The sequence below is a fragment of the Capsulimonas corticalis genome, from assembly GCF_003574315.2.
GTDB classification, from domain to species: Bacteria; Armatimonadota; Armatimonadia; order Armatimonadales; family Capsulimonadaceae; genus Capsulimonas; species Capsulimonas corticalis.
Window position 1 is genome coordinate 6,573,126 of the sequence record NZ_AP025739.1, and the last position, 19,373, is coordinate 6,592,498.

General features: G+C 62.6%; 11 protein-coding genes. 9 read left to right on the forward strand and 2 right to left on the reverse strand.

The window, feature by feature from the left end; translation table 11 throughout:
- The first annotated feature begins 2 nt into the window (after positions 1-2).
- The 6 genes from D5261_RS28605 (at position 3) to D5261_RS28630 (ending at position 12,740) form a co-directional block, all read left to right on the forward strand.
- Complete coding sequence (locus D5261_RS28605; RefSeq protein ID WP_119323062.1) at positions 3-2,636, forward strand: hypothetical protein; 2,634 nt, start codon at positions 3-5, stop codon at positions 2,634-2,636.
- Positions 2,637-2,730: 94 nt separating this feature from the next.
- The gene (locus D5261_RS28610; protein WP_119323061.1) at positions 2,731-5,382 is read left to right on the forward strand and encodes a hypothetical protein; all 2,652 of its coding nucleotides are present in this window, start codon (positions 2,731-2,733) and stop codon (positions 5,380-5,382) included.
- An 18-nt stretch (positions 5,383-5,400) separates the two neighbouring features.
- A complete protein-coding gene (locus D5261_RS28615) occupies positions 5,401-8,067 on the forward strand; it encodes a hypothetical protein (RefSeq protein WP_119323060.1) in 2,667 nt (888 codons plus the stop codon).
- 166 nt (positions 8,068-8,233) lie between these two features.
- The gene (locus tag D5261_RS28620; protein WP_119323059.1) at positions 8,234-9,772 is read left to right on the forward strand and encodes an RICIN domain-containing protein; all 1,539 of its coding nucleotides are present in this window, start codon (positions 8,234-8,236) and stop codon (positions 9,770-9,772) included.
- A gap of 155 nt (positions 9,773-9,927) precedes the next feature.
- A complete protein-coding gene (locus D5261_RS28625; protein ID WP_119323058.1) occupies positions 9,928-11,283 on the forward strand; it encodes a hypothetical protein in 1,356 nt (451 codons plus the stop codon).
- A gap of 68 nt (positions 11,284-11,351) precedes the next feature.
- On the forward strand, positions 11,352-12,740 hold the full coding sequence (locus D5261_RS28630) for a hypothetical protein (RefSeq protein WP_119323057.1): 1,389 nt from the start codon (positions 11,352-11,354) through the stop codon (positions 12,738-12,740).
- Positions 12,741-12,750: 10 nt separating this feature from the next.
- Here the strand turns inward: D5261_RS28630 and D5261_RS28635 are convergent, their stop codons facing one another.
- Complete coding sequence (locus D5261_RS28635; RefSeq protein ID WP_119323056.1) at positions 12,751-15,783, reverse strand: bifunctional diguanylate cyclase/phosphodiesterase; 3,033 nt, start codon at positions 15,781-15,783, stop codon at positions 12,751-12,753.
- Between the two features lie 177 nt (positions 15,784-15,960).
- Positions 15,961-16,869 carry an MBL fold metallo-hydrolase gene (locus D5261_RS28640; protein WP_218025683.1) on the reverse strand — a complete coding sequence of 303 codons (909 nt, stop codon included), beginning with the start codon at positions 16,867-16,869 and terminating at the stop codon, positions 15,961-15,963.
- A 265-nt stretch (positions 16,870-17,134) separates the two neighbouring features.
- On the opposite strand from D5261_RS28640, the gene D5261_RS28645 reads away from it, so the two are divergent.
- From D5261_RS28645 to D5261_RS28655, 3 genes are all read left to right on the forward strand, one after another.
- A complete protein-coding gene (locus D5261_RS28645) occupies positions 17,135-17,836 on the forward strand; it encodes a hypothetical protein (protein ID WP_125206149.1) in 702 nt (233 codons plus the stop codon).
- A gap of 41 nt (positions 17,837-17,877) precedes the next feature.
- On the forward strand, positions 17,878-18,225 hold the full coding sequence (locus tag D5261_RS28650; protein WP_125206148.1) for a hypothetical protein: 348 nt from the start codon (positions 17,878-17,880) through the stop codon (positions 18,223-18,225).
- Between the two features lie 303 nt (positions 18,226-18,528).
- Positions 18,529-19,314 (forward strand): nucleotidyltransferase domain-containing protein, encoded by a 786-nt coding sequence (locus D5261_RS28655; RefSeq protein ID WP_125206147.1) that lies wholly within the window; start codon positions 18,529-18,531, stop codon positions 19,312-19,314.
- Positions 19,315-19,373 lie beyond the last annotated feature (59 nt).

The window sequence follows — 19,373 nt, forward strand, 5'->3', positions numbered from 1 at the left end:
CCATGTATCACCGCCTATTCGCCATCGCGATCTTCGCCAGCCTCAGCCTCGCCGCGCACGCCGACGACGCCAAGCCGAAACTGCCCACGCTTGCCCAGGCGCTCGCGCAGGCGGCGGCTCCAAAGTCGGAATTGTATCTTTCCGTGGACGCCGATCAGGTTATGCTGCCTAAGGACGCGCCGCCTCCCGCTCCCGGCGATACCGTGGCGCAGATCGCGACGGAGTATGGCCGTCTGGTGAGCGGATTTGGCGACGTGTCTGTGGTTGCGCCCCACACGATCACCGTCGTCAACGTCCCCCCAGATACTCCTAATCCCTATGACGGCATGGATCCGAAACAGCTTCTCAAACTGCTGACGGCCGGGTTTAAGGCGGGCCAATGGAAGGCGTTCCTGAGTGAAAACGGCATTGGATACGCGGATCTGCTCACCGACGATCAGCGGTCCCTGTTCGAGGCGCTCTTTCCCGGCGGCGTTCTGAAAGCGCGGCGCCCTGCGGATGATACGAGTAAGGAAGTGTCGGGAGACGATCTGCGGCTGGCGCATCTGCGCCTCGCCTACGTCGGCTCCATGGCGCTCGCCGTTACGGGAAAGCCCAACGAGCATGTCTTCACCGGCGCGAACGCCCCGCACCTTGGGCCGGCGACATACGAGATGGAAAATTCGCAAGCCTACAACGCCGATCATGAGTACGGCGCCGATGTCCGCACGATCCGCGCGAACGAGCTGAAGCCCAGCGATCTGGACAACGATGACGGCGCCTGGCGCGTCGATGTCCCCATGGCGGGAGTAAAAACGGTGGATGACCTCATTCGGGTGATCGCCGCCGCCACCCAGCGCGAGGTCTACGCCGATCCCCGGTACGCCGCAAAGCCCGTCACGCTGCTCGGCGCGGACCGGCCCGCGCGGGCGCTCGATCTACTGAAGGCGCTCGCGCTCTGTGTCGGCGGAACGTATCGGCGGGTCGGTCCCGCGCTCGTACTGACCGATGATCGGATGGGACTGGCGGTCAAGCATAAGCTCTGGCTGGAGTTCGAGGACAAGGCGCTCGCCGCCGCGCCGCGCGGATCGACGGGCGAGCCGCCCAAGCCGTCGGACGAGTTGAAGTACACGGCGCTGGATATCCCCTTTACGGGCGACGATGTTCCCGCGACAAAAAAACAGATGGCCGATTACTGGAGCGCCTGGCGAAAGAATCCGCAGCCCTGGCAAAACGGGCGGATGGATCTGACGCTGCCGTATAACGAGCTCAGTCCCGCGCAGCAGCGCGCCGCGCGCGAGATCAAAGCCCTGAACGACAAATGGGGCGACAAAACGACGCTGGACGCGGATATTCTGGTGCAGACCGCCGCCGAAGTGGAGATTGTCGTTCCGGCGCTCGACGCCCCCGTGATTATCCCCGGGAGCTACGATCGCCTGCTGCCGGATCCACCGCTCAGCGACAAAGAAAAGACGGCGGCGGCGCAGCGTGAGGAAGCCGGAGCCCCGCAGATCCGTATCGAGCAAGCCCAGACTCCGCAATCACTCAAGCCCATGCTCGCCGCCTTCACGCGCCGGGCCGCGCGTCTGGAGCCGAAGTCCTCCGAGGATCTGACATCGCGGATCGCCCAGATGCGGGCGCTCGGCGTAAATGAGCTCTGGCTGAAGATCACGCCGGAGGAGTCCGACAAGAACGACGACGCGGCGATCGCCCTGCTCCGCCAGGCGGCGGACGAAGGCAAGGCGGCGCATATCGCCGTCTACCCGACGTTCTCCATCTTCGCCTGGCGGCCGCCGGTCGCGCCGGCGCGGATCGACCTCACGCTGATGGGAGAACCTGCGCCCGATCAAGACGCCGCCGCTCCAAGTCATAACCTGGACGCCGTCTCCCCGTTCGATCCCGCCGCCGGGCGCCGCCTGATCTCACTGATCGGGAAAGCAGCGAGCGTGCCGGGAATCGCGGGCATGGTGTGGGACAACATGGTCCCTGCGGGCTACGAACGACTCGGGGAACACGAGAGTATGATGATGGGCGACAATCCCCTGGGCTACTCCGTCGACGGCCGGCTCGCCTATCTGCGCAAGGCCCACGCCGACCCCGTGGACGCCAACGACAACTACTACGCCCACACGCGCGCCAACGTGACGGTCCCCGGATTCGATGAGCAAATCCTGGACAGCAAACTGCTTCTCGGATGGGGCAAACTCCGAATGGGCGTTCGGGATGATCTGCTCCGCTGGCTCACCACCGCCCTGCCCGCCACATTCGCCCCAGGCCCCAGCCAGCTTCCTCTGATCGTCCCGCCCGCAAATAACGCGCAGGCTGGAATTTACGGGTCCTGGGACGATTTCGCCCGACCATCGCCCGCCGTCGAGTATATCTTCCCAAAAGACGCGCAGGGCAAAGAGATCGAAGGATCGTCAGGAACCGAGCGCATGGCGTCCACACTCGCGTACCGCCGCCTCATCATCTTTCCGCGTCAGGCCGCGCCGGCGGCGGAGAACGCCGTGCGAATCGCCCGCGATCTCCAGGCGATCGCGAAGACCGAAGAGAAAAACATCGTTCTCGACGGCGTGTCGGACGAAACCGTCCTCGACACGCTGACGCGCGCAGAAGCGTCGGTCAAGAGCGACTCGGACGTCAAGGCGGCTCCCTGAAAACGATCCGAAGGGCTCCGCGAAACCATTTGGCGCGCACACCGTTACAGACGGTACCGATCATTGCCGCCGATCATGCCCAGGACAACACACAATGCCAAACCGACCGCGCCCGCACACCTATGCGCTGGCTACTCTGCTCGCGATCACGCCTTACGCCGCGCACGCGGACAACGCGCCGAAACCCGCCGCGATCACGCTGGCGCAGGCGCTCGCGCAGGCCGCGCCGCCGAGGTCGGATGTTTACATTGCAGTGAACGCCGATCATGTGACGCTGCCCAAAGACGCCATTCCGCCGTCTCCGGGCGATACGGCGGCGCAGGCGGCGACGGCGTTTGGGCGGAAGATCGATGGATTTCGGAATATCGATGCAATCGCGCCGGCGACAATCATGGTCGTCAACATTCCCCCGGACAAGCCCAATATCTATGATGGGATGACGCCGGGCCAGATCGTGCGGCTGCTGGCGGCGAGATTCACGAAGGACGAGTGGCGAGACTTTCTGAGCGACAAAGGCGTGGCGTACGCCGACCTTCAAAGCGAAGAACAGCGCAGCCTTTTCGACGCGTTGTTTCCCGATCACAAGATCAAGGCGCTGCCGGCGGACGCGGCCAGCTTCACCGATCCCACGACCGATCTCGGCGCGGACCAGGTGCGGCAGGCGCGCCTGCGTCTGGCGTATAAAACGGGCATCGCGCTCTCCACGCCGGGAAATCCGCACGATCAGCTCTTTGCGAACGACTACCGGCCTCCGGGCAGTCCTAAAGTGTACTATATGATGAACACGGCGGATCAGAATGTCGACCACGAATACGGCGCGGATATCCGTAATACCATCCCCAACACACTGAAGCCCAGTGACCTGAACGACGATGATTCGGCGTGGAAGACGGAGATCGAGCTGACGGGGCTGCGCGCCGTGGACGACTGCGCGCGTGCGATTTCCGATGGAACGGGACGCGAAATCTACGCCGACCCAAGATACGCCAAACTGACGGTGACGATCCTTGGGCCGCGGACGCCCGTCCGCGCTTATGACCTGATGCGGGCGCTGGCGCTGTGCCTGGGGGCAAGCTGGCGACAGGTAGGTCCGGCGTTTGTGCTGACGAACGATCGTGTTGGGCTGGGCGTAAAGCATGCGCTTTGGCGCGAGTTTGAAGAAAAGGCGGCCGCGATGATGCCGTCAGGCCCCTCGTACGAAGCGCTGCCTCAGCCCGAAGGATCGGCGCTGAACAAGAAAGATATCCCGTTTACCGCCGACGCCGTCCCCTTCTCCCCAAGGCAGTTGGAGCAATACTGGAAAAAGATGGGGGCTCAGAATATGATGACCACATCCGATATGCTTCAGCTTTCCATGCCCTTCTCTGAGCTGGAGCCGGCGCAGCAGGAGGCCGCGCGGCATATTCAGGAGGCCAACACGCGCGACCATCTGAGCTCCACGCTGGACGGCGATGTGACGCTCCAGGCGGAGGCCATGGTTCAGGTAGTCGTTCCGGCGCTCGACGGTCCGGTCGTAATCACGCAAAGCGACAGTGGGCTGCTGCCGAACCCGCCGATGACCGACGAAGATCAAGCGGCCAGCGCCAAGCTCATGGACAGGATCTTCGCGCAGCAAGGCGTTCGTCCAGATACGAAGACCGATACGGAAGATCCACCGGCGGCCTATGCACGGTTGGTTCGGACCTTCGAACGTCGGGCTGTCTTGCTCGATGCGCATACGCCTGACGAGGTCGACAAAGAACTGGCGGCGATGGCGTCCCTCGGCCTCAATGAACTATGGCTGCGTGTCTCTCCCACCCCCACGGACAAAGACGAAGACGCGGCGGTCGCGTGGATCCGGCGCGCGGCCAAAAGCGCGACGGCGGCGCACATCGCATTCTATCCTGCATTTTCGATTTTGGGCTGGGGCGACGGGACCCCAAACACTCTTCTCGACCGCACGGTCCTGGGCCGGTCGGCCGCGCAGGTTCGGAAGGATCCGTCTGGCGGAACGCGCGGCATTCGCGATACCGTCACGCCATTCGCTCCGGAAGTCCCCGAACGTTTGATGGCGCTGATTGGCCGCGTGGGCCGTATTCCTGGGGTTGCGGGCATGGCGTGGAGCGATCTGTCGGCGCACGGTTACGAATCTGAGGCCTTCTTTCAAGATAATGAGGCCGCGCTGGGGTACGCGCTGGCAGGGCGTCTCGCCTCGCTGCGCACCGTGCATATCGATCCAATGGACCTTTACAGCAAGCACTATCAGGGACGCACGAACATCAGCGTACCCGGCTTTGGCGACAGCGACGAGCGCGACGGCGCGCTCTACGACTCCTGGCGCATCCTGCGCGCCGACACCGGACACGCCTTTCTCCGCGCCATAACCGCAGCCGTTCCCCCGGCGTCCACGCCGGGCGCGCCCCAGATACCGATCGTCCTTTTGCCGCCGGCCGAGGAGCCGAGCAATCAATACGGCGTATGGGAGGACCTCGCCAAACCGCCGCCGGCGATGCAGTTCGTTCCCTTCATCGGCGACGACGGCAAGCCGACCAGCAGCGGAACGGAAAGAATGTCCGGCAGGACCGTTTATTGGACCGTCGGCTTCTTTATTCCCAAAGACGGCGCGGTGTCCGAAGGCGCAAAGAACGCCGTGCGGACCCTCAAACAGTACGCGCACGACAAAGTTCGCTGTATCGTCTTCGATCAGATTTCACCAGAGGAATTGATGGCGGAAGCGTCGGCGATTACCGCCGACGTCGGCGACTAAAAATAACAAAGGACCACCATGCCCATCTCTCGATTCCACGGATATTGCGCGCTCGCAACCACGCTTGCATTCACAGCGCATTCCGCCCGCGCCGACGACGCCAAGCCAAAGCCCATCACACTCGCGCAAGCGCTCGCGCAGGCCGCGCCGCCGGCGTCCGAACTCTATATCGCCGTGGATCCTGACAGCGTCACGCTGCCCAAGGATGCTGAGGCCCCATCTCCCGGCGACACGGCGGCGCAGATTGCGACGGCGTTTGGGAGGCTGGTCAGCGGCTTTGGGAATGTGGACGCGATTGCGCCGCCGACCATCATGGTGGTGAATGTTCCGCCGGACAAACCGAATATCTACGATGGGATGGCGCCCAAACAGGTCGTCAAGCTGCTGGCGGCCGGATTCACGAAGGACCAGTGGAAAGAGTTTCTCAGCGATAAGGGCGTCGGCTATGAGGAGATGACGAGCGACAACCAGCGCAGCCTGTTCGAAGCCCTGTTTCCCGACGGCAAGATGCAGGTGCAGCGCGCTGACGCTGATTGGAGCGCGCCTGCAACCGAGATCGGCGGCGACCAGATGCGGCTCGCGCGCCTGCGCCTGGCGTACCGCACCAGCCTCGCCCTCTCCGTTCCCGGGCAAAAGGATTCGCATGTTTTCGCCTCCAGCTACGACCCTCCGGACAAGCTCGCCGTTTACTTTATGATGAACTCGCCGAGCGACAGCGTGGACCGTGAGTTTGGCGCGAACGTGCGCGAAACTGTCCCGAACACGCTCAAGCCCGGCGACCTCGACAATGGCGACGCGGCGTGGAACGTTGCCGTTCGACTGGCGGGCGTCAAAACCGTGGACGATCTGGTTCGCGCAATCGCGGCCGCGACCGGACGCGAGATTTACGCCGATCCGCGCTACGCGAAAAAGGCCGTCACGGTTGTCGGCCCCCAAACGCCGGCGCGGGCGTGGGACGTCATGCGCGCCTTGGCGCTCTGTCTTGGGGCGGCCTGGCGGCAGGTGGGGCCGGCGGCGGTGCTGACAAACGATCGGATCGGCCTGGGCGTCAAGCACGAGCTCTGGCGGCAATTCGAGCAGAAAGCGGCGGCGCTGATGCCGGGCGGAAACCGCGGCGGCGCCGTGACGCAGCCGGACGGCGCCGCGTTTAGCACGAAAGATATCCCCTTCACCAACGACGCCGTTCCCTTCTCCCCCAAGCAGCAGGAGGCGTACTGGAAAAAAATCGCCGACGCGGGCGGGATGTCCTTCTCAGGCGGGATGATGCAGCTCACCGCGCCTTTTGCGGAACTGACGCCTGAGCAGCAGGACGCGGCGCGCCACATCCAGGCGGATAACGCAAAAAGCCATGTCAGTTCGACGCTGGATGGCGACGTCATGCTTCAGGCGGAGCCGATGGTGCAGGTCACCGTCCCGGCGCTGGCGTCCCCGGTGCTCGTCTTTCAAAGCTACGAACAGCTCCTGCCCGATCCCGCCCCCCTGACTGAGGCGGCGCAGGACGCCTCCCAGAAGCGTTTCGAGGCGCAAATGCAGGCGCTGACCGGCCCGCCCGAGCCGAGCACAGCGCCGGCGCCCGCCGCGCTGCTCGCCCAGATACGATCGTTCGACCGCCGCGCCGTGCTGGTTGAGCCGCACACGCCCGCCGAGGCCGACACGGCGATCGCCGCCGCCCGAACCCTGGGTCTGAACGAGCTATGGCTGCGAATCACGCCAGGGCAGACCGACAGCGAGGATGCCGCCTCCCTCAATCTTATCAAGCATGCGGCGAAGGGCGCGGCGGCGGCCCACATCGCCTTCTATCCCGACATCCGATTGCTCGCCTGGAGCGCCGCGCCCGATGCGCTCGTGGACCGGACTATCCTGGACCGCACGGCTATGCAGGTCAATGAAGCAGGCCGGGAAGCTCTCGGCCATATGGTCCTGCCGGACGTTCTGAATACGGTCACCCCTTTCGATCCCGAACCGGCGCGGCGTCTGATATCGCTGATCGGCAAAGCCGCGCGCGTCAAAGGCGTCGCAGGCATGGTCTGGACCGACGTCACCCCGCACGGATACGAAACGGAACCCCGCGACCAGGATGGCGGCGGCTCCGACCCACTCGGCTACGCCATCCCAGGCCGCCTCGCCGCGCTGCGCGCGGCGCACGCCGATCCATTGGATCTGCACACCACGCACTACACGGACAAGCGCGCCAACGTCAGCGTCCCCGGCTTTGGCGACGACCGCGCAGGAGACGGCGCCCTCTACGACGCCTGGCGTCTCCTGCGCACGACAGCCGAGCACGGGTTCCAGGCGTCCCTAATGACCGCTCTGCCCGCGGCTTACGCCCCTGGCCCGACGCGGCGATTACTGATCAGCACTCCGGAAGGAGAAAATATCTACCAGCAATACGGCTCCTGGGACGACCTGACAAAGCCGGAGCCCGGAACCGTGTTTGTCCCCGGCGTCACCGCCGACGGCAAGCCGTTTCCGGACGGGAGCGGAACCATGGCGATGAAGTCCGCCACGATCTACGACAGCATTTCCCTGTATGTCCCCGAAGGCTCCACGGCCGACAAAGCCATGCGCAGCGCCGCCCGAAACCTCACGCAGCGCACACAAAACAAATCGCGCAGCATCGTCTTCACCGCGATCTCCGACCCGCAGGATCTCCTGCTGCTGGCGAGCGGAGTGTCGGCGCCGTAATTAGTTTTATCAATCCTAATCGATAAAATACAACTTGACAGCGTCAAACGGCAGTGTTATACTGAGGCGTTACCAAAAGAGGTCCTCTCTCCAAATTGTGACATTCGCGTTAATTGCGATACAGATCAGAAACACGCAGCATTGACGCTGCAAGGAGAACTCTGTTATGTCCTTACGATTCTCGTCCCTATTCTGGAAAAGCCTGTGCGTTCCCGCTGTCGCCGCCGCGCTGCTGGCTGGCGGAGGGAAACCGGCGGCGGCCCAGCCTTACGCCACTATCCTGTATGAAACATGGTCCAATCTGATCATCGGGTCCAGCGGAACCGTTGGGAACGACGTCGCGGATATGATGACGGAGAACGGTTATACCGGCAGCTATAACTGGTGGGGAAAACCCGACTACGCGGCGACGCATGGGGACGGGACGATCAAGAATAACTATCTGTACTACTTCAATAACGACGCCAACCAGCCCAACACCGCGCTCATCGACTACCATGCCGATCTGCTCAGCCGCGCCGGCGTCGATTTTATCACCGTCGACTTCACCAACGGCGCCATCACGGAGATCGTCAAAGGATCGCAGGCGCTGTGCGCGCGCTTCGCGCAGCGCCGGGCGCAGGGCCTGCCAACGCCGCAAGTCGCCTTCTTCGTCAACACGCCGGCCACGCTGCAAACCGTGCATGACACGTTCTATAACGGGCAGTATCCGTCGAGCCTCTTTTTCAACTACCTCGGCAAGCCGCTCGCCATGATCGCCACACCCAACACCGCACTCGGCGCGGGCGATCACAACCAGCCCTACGCGCCGACCGGCGGGATTTTCGACAGCTTCACCTGCCGCCACTGCTGGGGCTTGGACACCAGCGGCGCATTCTGGCAGTTCAAGGTCAGCGCAAACACGGCGCCGCCCGCCGCGTACTACAACGGTTCGCCGGAGCAGATGTGCGCCTCCTTCGCATGCCAGTCAAGCTATATGACCACCGACGGAACAAATCCGGATCCCGGCGCGCACGGCCGCAATAACGGCTCGTACTTCAATATCTACATGACTGCCGCCCAGCAGACGCATCCCGCCTTTACGTTTATCACGGGTTGGAACGAATGGGCGTCGATCAACTTCAACAACCCGCCCGCCGGCAAGTTCGTAGACGAATGGCGCGAAGGATACAGCAGCGACGCCGAACCGGAAGCCGCCACCGATCCAGGCTCCCATGGCTACCAGTACTACGACCTGATGGCGATGCAGATCGCGCGTCTCAAGGGGACGTTCCCGGTGCTCGACGGCCACTCCTATCAAATTGTCAATCAGAACAGCGGCGAGTGCCTGGATGTCCCCGGCGGTACAAACGTCCACGGAACGCAGCTTCAGCAGTGGCCTCAAAACGGCGCCAGCGCCCAGCGATGGGTGTTCCACGATCTCGGCACGGGATTCTGGACGATCACCAATATTGGAAACGGGCTGGCGCTCGACGACTACAACTGGAGCACGACGCCCGGCGCGGCGGTCGACCAGTGGGACCTCAACAGCCTGGCGGTCCAGCAATGGAGCCTGCGCCCGGTCGGGAATGGTTACTGGAAGCTCTTCAACCGCAATAGCGCCATGTGTTTGAGCATTTCCGGCGCCTCTCTGAACAATGGCGCCCTCGCCACACAATGGACCGATAATGGAACTCCAGACCATAACTGGCAGTTCCAGCCGTAGATCGGAGAGGGCCGGGCGCGCTTGTCCGGCCCTCCCCAATAATTATCAGAAAACGATAACGACATGGCGTAACTTTTGCAGTATAGTGTATTGCCTCCATACGTAATTTGCTCTGCTGATATGGAGTCTTACCTAACTTCCGGAGCATATACCCCATGTCACCATTCTCGAAAACACCCAGGCAATCAACCATCCTTGGCGCCGCGCTCGGTGTCGGCGCCCTCATCCTGACCGGCTGCGGCGGAGGAGGCGGCGGCAGCGACAGCGGATCGAATCCGAATGGCCCTACCCCCGCGAAACAGATCCAGCAGGGACAATCGGATATCAACTCGATCGTCCGGAATTCGTCCTCGTCCAACACTCAGACGGTTCTTCAGGACGCCGTCACGAATTTTAATCTGGCCCGCAAGTCTCTTCCAAGCAACAACGACGCGCAGGCGGGATTTGCGATCTCCCAGGCCGCGCTCGCGGCCATTCAGTTCAGCAAAACGCTGGGCGTCACGAGCTTCGCGCTCAAGGCGAACGCCGCAGGGCCGCAGTCTCGCCTGACTCGAATGGCGCAGGCGTCGAACGCGCTCGCCATTTGGAACTTCCCTGCGTTCCTGAGCGGATCGGACAAGCTGCCCCTGCCGACAGCGTCGGACTTGATCCCCCATGTCATGGTTCCGCACGACAGTCTCACGCCCGTGCAGATTCAGGCCTCGCTCGTCTCCCTGGACACCAGTCTCGCCGCCGCCGAATCGGCGCTCAGCGGACCGCTCGCCAATCCGAGCTACGTTTATATCATCGCCGATCCCAGCCACACGGACAGCTCCACCGCCACCGTAAAGGTGGGAAATGCGGAGCTTCGGACTCTGGCGGCGCTGATCGCCGTCCTCCGATCGGTCACCAATGTCACCACCGCCTATAGCGCCGATGAAGGAACGTTCAACTTCGGGGCCGACGTGCACACGCTGTCGCCATTCACATTGAACTCCACGGTCTCCCCGACCACCTTCCTGCCGGGCGGAACCTTCGCCAAACTCAACACGGATGGTAAGACACGGATGGCGACCGTCAAAACGGAGCTCCAGGCGACCATCACCGACGCCGTCACGGCGGTGCAATCCATCAAGACCCGCGACAACACGGGCTACCTGCTGAATCCCGGCACGCTGGTGACGACTCAGCAGCTGACTAACTTCCAGACTCAGGCGCAGAGCTACCAGCCATACCTGACCGGCGTGCAATCCGTCACGCTGAACACCACGAATAATGGCGTGATCACCTTAAAGATCAACCTGAACGCATGGTTTACCAACCCGCCCGCCGACCTGAAAGCGTTCCTCCCGACAATGAAGGTCACGCAATCGAGCGGCGGCAATGCGACGCTGGTCACCACCCCTCTGCCCGACCACACCTTCGGCGGCCTGCTTCCCGCCGGCGTCCCCAGCAATACGTTCAACGGGACGATCTTCGTGACGCCGGGTGAAACCGCCGACAAGCTCGATGGCGATCTGCTGTCACTTTAGCGAATGGAGGATACCCCCGGTCGCCCGTGAAGGCCGGGGGCATCCTTGAACCTCACTTCGTATTTCCTATGCGCCACCCAACATATCTTCTCTCCGCATTTCTCCTCATCCTCTTCGCGGCGCCGTCCCACGCACAGCTCTCTTATCCCGCGCTCGCCCCCACCCCAACTCCGCTGCACGAATCGCCGGCGCTCGGAGATCTGGTTCTGATCGACGGGCAGGCGCCGGAAGAGATATTTGGCGGGCGCCGGCGCGAAGTGTCGGTAGGGTATGACGATGAGCTGACCGTGCGGACGGATAAGGCGGGGCGGGGCGTGGTGGACGACTTTCACTCCAATGGACGCTATCTCGCGCTGACCGATCCTATCTCCACACGCTATACGCTCGCGGCGCGGAGTGAGCGAACGGACATCGTCGCCCTGCTGAACGAGGGACACAGCAGCGATATCCGTTTTGCGGGACGGTCGACGGAGAACGCCTTCGAACTGTCCTTCGCGGGAAGGCGCGGCGTACACTGGCGTATCGGCGCGCAGGAGGCGCGGCTGGCGGCCGGCGGAGAAAGCGATATCTACCGCAATGTCTTCCACTTTTTCACCGATACGCCTCCCTATCGGTTTCAGGACACGCAGCGGGCGTACTGGATTGGCGCGGCGGCCGCGCTGCGCCGAGGACTGTGGGCGGAGCTTCGGATCGAGCAGATGGACCATCCATCGAATATTTCACTGAACGACCGGGTGAATGGGACAAGCCTCACTCTGCCGCTCGGCTACCGATCGCAGCGTTACTCGGGAGCGATCCGTCTACGGCTGAGCGAGGACTGGGCCGGAGCGGCGTTTGTGGAGCGCTGGACCGGAGCGGGCGACGGCGATGTCCGGCGCGAAGGCAATCGGCGAATCGGCGGCGCTTCGAACGAAATGTCCGGGGATCAGACAGGCTTGATCTTTTGGAGGCGATTGAGCGGAACGCGACGTCTGGGTCTCAGCTACGGGGAGTATCACACGATCTGGTCGACGCACGGCGTGGTCCCCAGCGGCGGCGACCTTTCTCTGGGAATCCCGTTCGTCAATGCGGTGCGTTACGACGCACGGACGCGCGTGCGCGAGCGCGCGGCGGGCGTCGATTGGGATCACGCGATCGGCGCCGCGCATCGCCTCCATCTGGGGTACCGGTGGCTGGAAGCCGCCCCCTATGCGGAAGCCAACGACAGCGCCTCCTTGCTGATCATCGACCAGAACGGACATACTCAGACAAACACCGCCGCTCTGCACGCCCATGTCGTGCAGGCGGCGTATTCGTTCCCCTTCCACGGCTTGATCGGCTCGCTGGGAGCCACGCAGGCGATCCCCATTGCAGACAAGAAGCACGCCGCATCCAGCGCGCCCTCTGGTCCGCCCGCGCCCAAACGAACCTCCTACGGCGGTTACCGCCTGGACTGCGCCGTCGCCTACCCGTTTTGAAATCGGACTCCTACGCGGCGACGCGGACCGCGAGCGGAAATTTTTCCTCCAATTGCGCGGCGGGAAGCGGCGGCGTGCAAAGATAACCTTGATAGACTTCACATCCCATTTCGCGCAGCATATCGAGCTGGGCTTCGGTTTCGACGCCTTCCGCCACAACGCTCAGGCCCAGCGCATGCGCCATGGTCAGAGTGGCGCGGACAATGGTTTGGGCGCTCACATCGATGGTCAGGTCCTGGACAAAGGAGCGGTCGATCTTGAGGGCGTCGAGCGCGAAGCGACGCAGGTAAGCGAGGGAGGAGTAGCCGGTTCCAAAATCGTCGATCGAGAGACTGACCCCCAGCCCCTTCAGCGAGAGCAGCGTGCGGTTGGCGAGCTCGGGATCGCTGGCGAGGGTGCTTTCGGTCAGCTCCAGGTCCAGCCAGTCGGCGGGCAGCCCGGTTTCGGCGAGCGTCTGCGCGACGACGGAGACCAGTTCCGGACGCTCGAACTGCCGCGCCGAAAGGTTGACGCTCATGCGCAGCGCGCGGCCTTCGGATCGCCACTGGGCGGCCTGGCGGCAGGCTTGACGCAGCACCCACTCGCCGAGCGGGACGATCAGGCCGGTCTCCTCCGCCACCGGGATGAACGCCGCCGGCGGGATCAGCCCCTTCTCCGGGCTGCGCCAGCGCACCAGGGCCTCGACGCTCGTCATTTCCCCCGTCTCCAGGTCGATCTTCGGCTGGTAATACACCAGGAACTCTTCCCGGTCCAGCGCCTGCCGGAGCCCGGCTTCCAGCGATAAGCGCTCAAACGCCGCCGCGTGCATCTGGCCGGTGTAAAGCTTGCAGCCGTTGCGCCCTTCGGCCTTGGCGCGGTACATCGCGACATCCGCGTTGCGCAGCAGCGTGTCGGCGTCCAGCCCATCCTGCGGATAGACGCTGACGCCGACGCTTCCCGTCACGTGAAATTCTCGCCCGTTCACAAACGCGGCCTCGGCGATCGCCGCCAGCAGGTCCCGCGCCAGAAGCACGGCGTCTTCGACATGCGCCAGCTCCGGCATAAGGATGGCGAACTCATCGCCGCCCATGCGCGCCAGCATGTCCTTCGGGCGCAAAGTGGCGGTCAGCCGGGTGGAGATCGTCCGCAGCAGCATGTCTCCGGCGGCGTGGCCCAGCGTGTCGTTGATGTTCTTGAACCCGTCCAGATCCAAGAAAAGCACGGCGACTTGGTTGCCGGTCTCCTCCGCGATCTTCAATTGCCGCGTCAGCCGGTCCAGAACGCAGGCGCGGTTGGGCAGGCCCGTCAGCGCATCGTGATACGCTTGGTGCGCCAGCTGCTCCTCAAACTGAAGCCGCTGCGTGACATCGCGGAAGTTCCAGACCCGTCCGACGATCCGGCCGTCCATGCGGCGCGGCTGCGAATGGCGCTCGAAAACGCGCCCGTTCACGAACTCGATCAGGTCGCGCGAGGATACTTCGGGATGATTGCTCAGATAGAGAAGGCGCGAGGCGAACCCCTCAGGGTCCTTCACCCGCTGCATGATCCATTCAATCGCATGCTCGTCCAGATGGGTATGCTGGCGGCACTCTTCGGGCAGCTCCCACAGGTCGGCGAACTTCTCATTATAGGAAACGATGCGTCCGTCCAGGTCCACGGACAGCACGCCGTCGTCCATCGATTCCATGGTGGAGGACAGCAGCTCGACGGTGTTCTCGAGCTCCTCACGGACGGCCTTCCCATCCGTGATATCCATGCTGACGCCGACCATGCGCGTCAGCCGCCCCTCGGCGTCCATCACCATACGTCCCTTTGACGCAATCCAGAGGTTGCCGCCGTCCGCCTGAGGGATCCGATACTCCGCTTTGTAGTCCATGCCGGTCTCGACGGCCTGGGCGACCGCCGCCACAACGGCGTCGCGGTCTTCGGGATGAATCCGGTCCAGGTACTCCGAGTAGCGGCCTTGAAATGTGTTGGGCAAAAGGCCGTGGATCGCTTCGAAGTTTGACGACCAGTGCGTCTGCTCCGTTTTGCTGTCCCATTCCCACGTCCCCATCCGTGCGGCGTCCAGCGCCATATGCAAATGTGTCTGGTTGGATTCCAGTCGATGCTCCGTCTGCCGGCGCTGCGCGACCTCCTGCTCCAGCTCCTGGTTCACGGCGGAAATCATACGCGTCCGCTGCGCCACCGCGAAGGTGAGGCCCGCCTGCCGGCCGGCGATCAGCGTGACGATCACGAGGATCAGCGAGTAAATCAGTGCGCAGAGGGCATGGAATCGCCATACCGAGGCTTGCTCGGCGCGCCGCCAGCCGACCTTCGGGACGGCGGCAAGCTCCCAGTAACCTTCCGGCGTTTTCACGCGGTAAATGACCGGCTGCATCGCGAAGACGCGCGCGGAGCCGTAAAAGATCTGTCCGTTGCGATCCTTGAGCGAGAGGGACAAGGCTGGCGGACCGGCGGTCACGCCGGCGTCGGCGAGGAGGTGCGGGACGTCGATGATCATCGCCGCCAGCCCCCAGAACTTTCCGTCCTGGTAGATCGATTGGCGAAACGCGATTCCCATGCCGCCCTGGCGAAGCAGGAACGGCTCGCTCATCACGACTCGGTTTGAATGGATGGCGAGGCGGACATCGCGACGGACATAGGAACGGGGATCGCGCAGTAGATCGTAGTCTGGCGGCATGGGGTTGATGGCGCGCGGAAAAACATAATGGAGACGAGCGGCGGGCGCGATCTCCACGGCGCGAATGCCGCGCGATCCTTCGTAGAGCCGGCCCGCGACAATGGGAAATTCGCGATCCAGCTCGGGACGGGATGTGGTGACTTGCAGAAATGTCGCCAGCCCTTCGGTCAGCACGCGCCGCTGGCCGATCGCGGTCGTCAGCGCGCTTCCATAGGGCGACACCTGAATCTGCGCGTCCGACCTGGCCTGCGACAGCAGACTGCGCTGATACCAGCGGTCCGTCGCCATCCAGATCAGCGCGAGAATGAGCGCCGCCCCCAAAACCCAAAGGATAACCTGCCGCGTCCCCGTCTGCTTGAGATGAGTGAGTATAGAGTGCATAGTGTCATCACGGAATTCTGACGTAAAGTTCCCAATTTCATTATGGCAATTCGGTTGAATGACGAGAGGGGTCCCCTCCCCGTATTTATTCCATGTTTCGGGCGCGGCCCACGCGTGGAATTACGGGGAGAGAATCTCCGTGATCGCGGTACACAGGAAGGGGCAATGCTTTTGAGGTTAGCGCAGTGCGGGTTTCCAGCGGTAAGCGCCGCCGACTGCCGCGATCCGTCCGACTCCCGGGAACGGAAAGTGCGGCGCGTAGATCAGCGTGTGGCGCGCCGCGAGCCGCTTTAAGGTGGCCTGGCGCGCGGCTTTCGCCGTCGGCGAGTCCTCATCAAACTCCACGGTCCATTCCGGTTTTTGCAGTGAAATCACGGAGCTATGGGCGGTATCGCCGATGTCCAGCAGGCTCGCCCGGCCGGAAACGATCTGGTAAACGACATGTCCCTTCGTATGCCCATATGAGGAAAGCGGCGTAATGCCCGGCAGGACCGGCGCGCCCGGCGTGAAGGGAACGACATGGGCGGAAATGACCTTGACGATCGCGGCGGCGTCTTTACGCCCGCGCATCTCCTCCCACTCCCGCGCCGACATCCGCACCGTCGCGCGCGGAAAGGCGTAATTGCCGTTCTTATCCAGCAATCCGCCGGTATGATCTCCATGGGTGTGCGTGATCAGAACATCCGTGACGCTCTCCGGCGCGATGCCCGCCAGTTTCAGGCTCCCGGCGAGACTGCCATGCCCCTGCGCGCCAATGCCCGTATCCAGCAGGACGACGCCCCGGCCCGATCGGATGGCGAGCACATTTATGCTCAAAGTGATCTTGCGATCCGGCAGCCCATTGGCCCTCAGCACCTTGCCGACGGCTTCCGGGCCGGCATCGACGCCGAAGACTTTGGCGTCGTTCGGCAGCACAAGCTGCGCGTCGTGCAGCGCCGTCAGCCGCAGCTTCCCCAGCGGGAATGTCTGGGCGGCGGGAGCAACGGAATTCGGCCCAAACTGATCCTTGGCGCCGGCCGCCATGGCCATACTCAAAGTGGTCAGCGATAATGCCGCCATCATCGCGCCCACGGTTCGCGTTCTCATTGATTGGACTCCTCGCAGATTGATGCCAGGCGATCACCGGCCATGAAGCCCCAGCGCCCCACGCTCCGAGCCGTCCGATGAGCGCCTGGGCCTGAGTATTCCATAAAACTCCCGATCTGTGAAGGCGGTGATCTTGGGCGCGGCCTCCCATTCCGTCCGCGCTCGCGAAACCAAGCGGCGGGCTCACCCGTTTTAGAAATGATCGATACTTGAGGCAAACCGACGCAGGCGTCATTGGACCAAAGCCCGCAGCGAGGAGGCTGCCGTGGAAAAAGCAAGAACAAGCTGGCGCGAATTTTGGCGGGAAATGAGCGAAGTTCCCCGGTTCAGGGATCGGGCGGCGTATCTACTGATCTGGCTCCTGAACGCCTCGCTCTGGAGCCTCGGCGCGGCCGCCTGGCTATTCCGCATCGGCGACTCCGCCATCCATGGGCATATCCTCTATTCCGCGCTCTGGCTGCTGGGCGGCTGGATATTCACCTCCGTCTGCATCCCAACACGATGCCTTATCACGCTCTACACCTGGTCCATCGGTTCCGCATTCATTACCTTCACGCCCTGGGGTCTCAAAATCGCGTTGGCGGAGATCCAAGTCGCCGCCTACGGTTTAACCGGCATGGTCGTGTGGGCAATCGGGACATGGCTTGCCGAGGCCGTCCTGCATCGAACGCCGTCTCAGACGGACGGCGTCGCGCCGAACGCCGAAGCGTGGAGCGCCGCCGCGCAGGCAGAATCCAAGCCCAGCATTCTGAGCGTCATTCTCGGCGTATGGATTGGGATGTCGCTCCTGACGGCCGCACTCTGCTGCGGCGACCTATTCACGATCACCCGCGGAATCGGTTGGCGTGAGATATGGGCGGAAAGGACCGACGGTGTGATCTTCGACAGCGCCGCCGCCACCTTGGCGCTGGGAAGCGCCGCGTGGGGCCAGTGGCGATTGCGCCGGATGGCGAGGCCAAAACCATGAAGATCCTCCGTTGTCTCGGACATGCCCTCTTTGAGCCAGTCATGCTGATGATCTACGCCCTGGCCATGATGGGGATCGTCGGCGGCGTCATCTGGCTCATTTGCCAGGTCGTGATCTACGAATCTCGCGCCCTCAGCTACGTGACTGGTTGGAGCGCGGAGAGAATCACCAGCACGCTCATCTTCCTCATTGCAGCGCCGCTCATCGTCATAATGACACGCGCCACGCTGAAACAGGATTATGAGGAGAGACGGAAAGCTCTTCCGAGTCAAGTAGACGAGGCAGACAAGCAGAACGAACAAAAACGCAGCTTCTGGAAATGGACCGGCCTCTGGGCGCTGTCGTTCGTCGTCGCCATCGCGCTGTGTTTACTCCTGCTGGGCAAGTGACAGCGTTCGCCCTTAGTTTTTTGAGACATTTGAGAGACGATTAATGGCGTTAACAGCGTAGTAAATCTGTGCTTGCCACGTAAATTAAGCCCATTTTTCGCCACATTGGTACGATCAATCTTATGATATCATCGACAACACTCGCGAGACGCGCCTCTTGTCTTATGGCTCAATTCGTGCAATAATGTATTCACGTTCGCAGAAATAAGACGCGAACAAGAGGCGGTCGTCCTAAGGGCGAGCCGCTTTTTTTTGCGTCTGAACTCCACCGCGAATCTGGCGGTGATCCAAAAGGACATCTTAATGTTTCCCCACCATCAATCCACGATCGAGCGTGTCTCCGAGGCGTTTCAGGCGCAGCCTGGGGTCGAAGCCGTGATTTTGGGCGGTTCGATCGCGCATGGCTTTGCGCGGGAGGATTCGGATGTCGATATTCTAATCGTGGTTTCGGATGAGGAGCACAGCCGACGCGTGGACGCTGGGGAATTCCACTACTACAGCACGGAGTTTTGCGACTATCCGGAGGGATATGTGGACGGGAAATATCTCAGCCCGTCGTTTCTGGATCAAGTGGAGCAAATCGGCAGCGAGCCGGCGCGTTACGCGTTTGCGGATGCGCGGGTGCTATTCAGCGACTTTGATGGGCTTTCGGAGCAAGTGCGGCGGATCGCGCGTTACCCTGGGGAGGAGAAAACCGACCGGATTTGCCGGTTCCACGCGCAGCTCGCGGGATGGCGCTGGTATGCGGGTGAGGCGGAAAAACGCGGCAATCAATATCTGATGGCGACAGCGACGGCGAAGATGCTGCTGTTCGGCGGACGCATGATCCTGGCGCACAACGAAACGCTCTACCCATTCCACAAATGGTTCTTTCGGGTATTGGAACGCGTTCCCCAGAAGCCCGACGGCTTGATGGACGCCATGCGGGCCTTAAGCGCCCACGCCACCCTGGAGAACGCGATCCTATTCCACGATCTTGTGCTTCAATACCGCGAATGGGAAAATGACGGAACGCCCTGGCCCAATCGCTTCATCGCGGACAGCGAGCTCACCTGGCTGCGCCGCGCCGCCGCGATCGAGGAGATTTGAGCGACCACAAAATTCCAATCCACATGACTTTCCGGCCAGGGGCATTGCCCCTGGCCATA

Excerpts from the sequence above, each read along its gene's own strand:
- D5261_RS28655 (WP_125206147.1), top strand. The coding sequence starts at position 18,529 with ATGTTTCCCCACCATCAATCCACGATCGAGCGTGTCTCCGAGGCGTTT.
- D5261_RS28610 (WP_119323061.1), top strand. The coding sequence starts at position 2,731 with ATGCCAAACCGACCGCGCCCGCACACCTATGCGCTGGCTACTCTGCTC.
- D5261_RS28625 (WP_119323058.1), top strand. The coding sequence starts at position 9,928 with ATGTCACCATTCTCGAAAACACCCAGGCAATCAACCATCCTTGGCGCC.
- D5261_RS28615 (WP_119323060.1), top strand. The coding sequence starts at position 5,401 with ATGCCCATCTCTCGATTCCACGGATATTGCGCGCTCGCAACCACGCTT.
- D5261_RS28635 (WP_119323056.1), bottom strand. The coding sequence starts at position 15,783 with ATGCACTCTATACTCACTCATCTCAAGCAGACGGGGACGCGGCAGGTT.
- D5261_RS28630 (WP_119323057.1), top strand. The coding sequence starts at position 11,352 with ATGCGCCACCCAACATATCTTCTCTCCGCATTTCTCCTCATCCTCTTC.
- D5261_RS28620 (WP_119323059.1), top strand. The coding sequence starts at position 8,234 with ATGTCCTTACGATTCTCGTCCCTATTCTGGAAAAGCCTGTGCGTTCCC.
- D5261_RS28640 (WP_218025683.1), bottom strand. The coding sequence starts at position 16,869 with ATGAGAACGCGAACCGTGGGCGCGATGATGGCGGCATTATCGCTGACC.
- D5261_RS28605 (WP_119323062.1), top strand. The coding sequence starts at position 3 with ATGTATCACCGCCTATTCGCCATCGCGATCTTCGCCAGCCTCAGCCTC.
- D5261_RS28650 (WP_125206148.1), top strand. The coding sequence starts at position 17,878 with ATGCTGATGATCTACGCCCTGGCCATGATGGGGATCGTCGGCGGCGTC.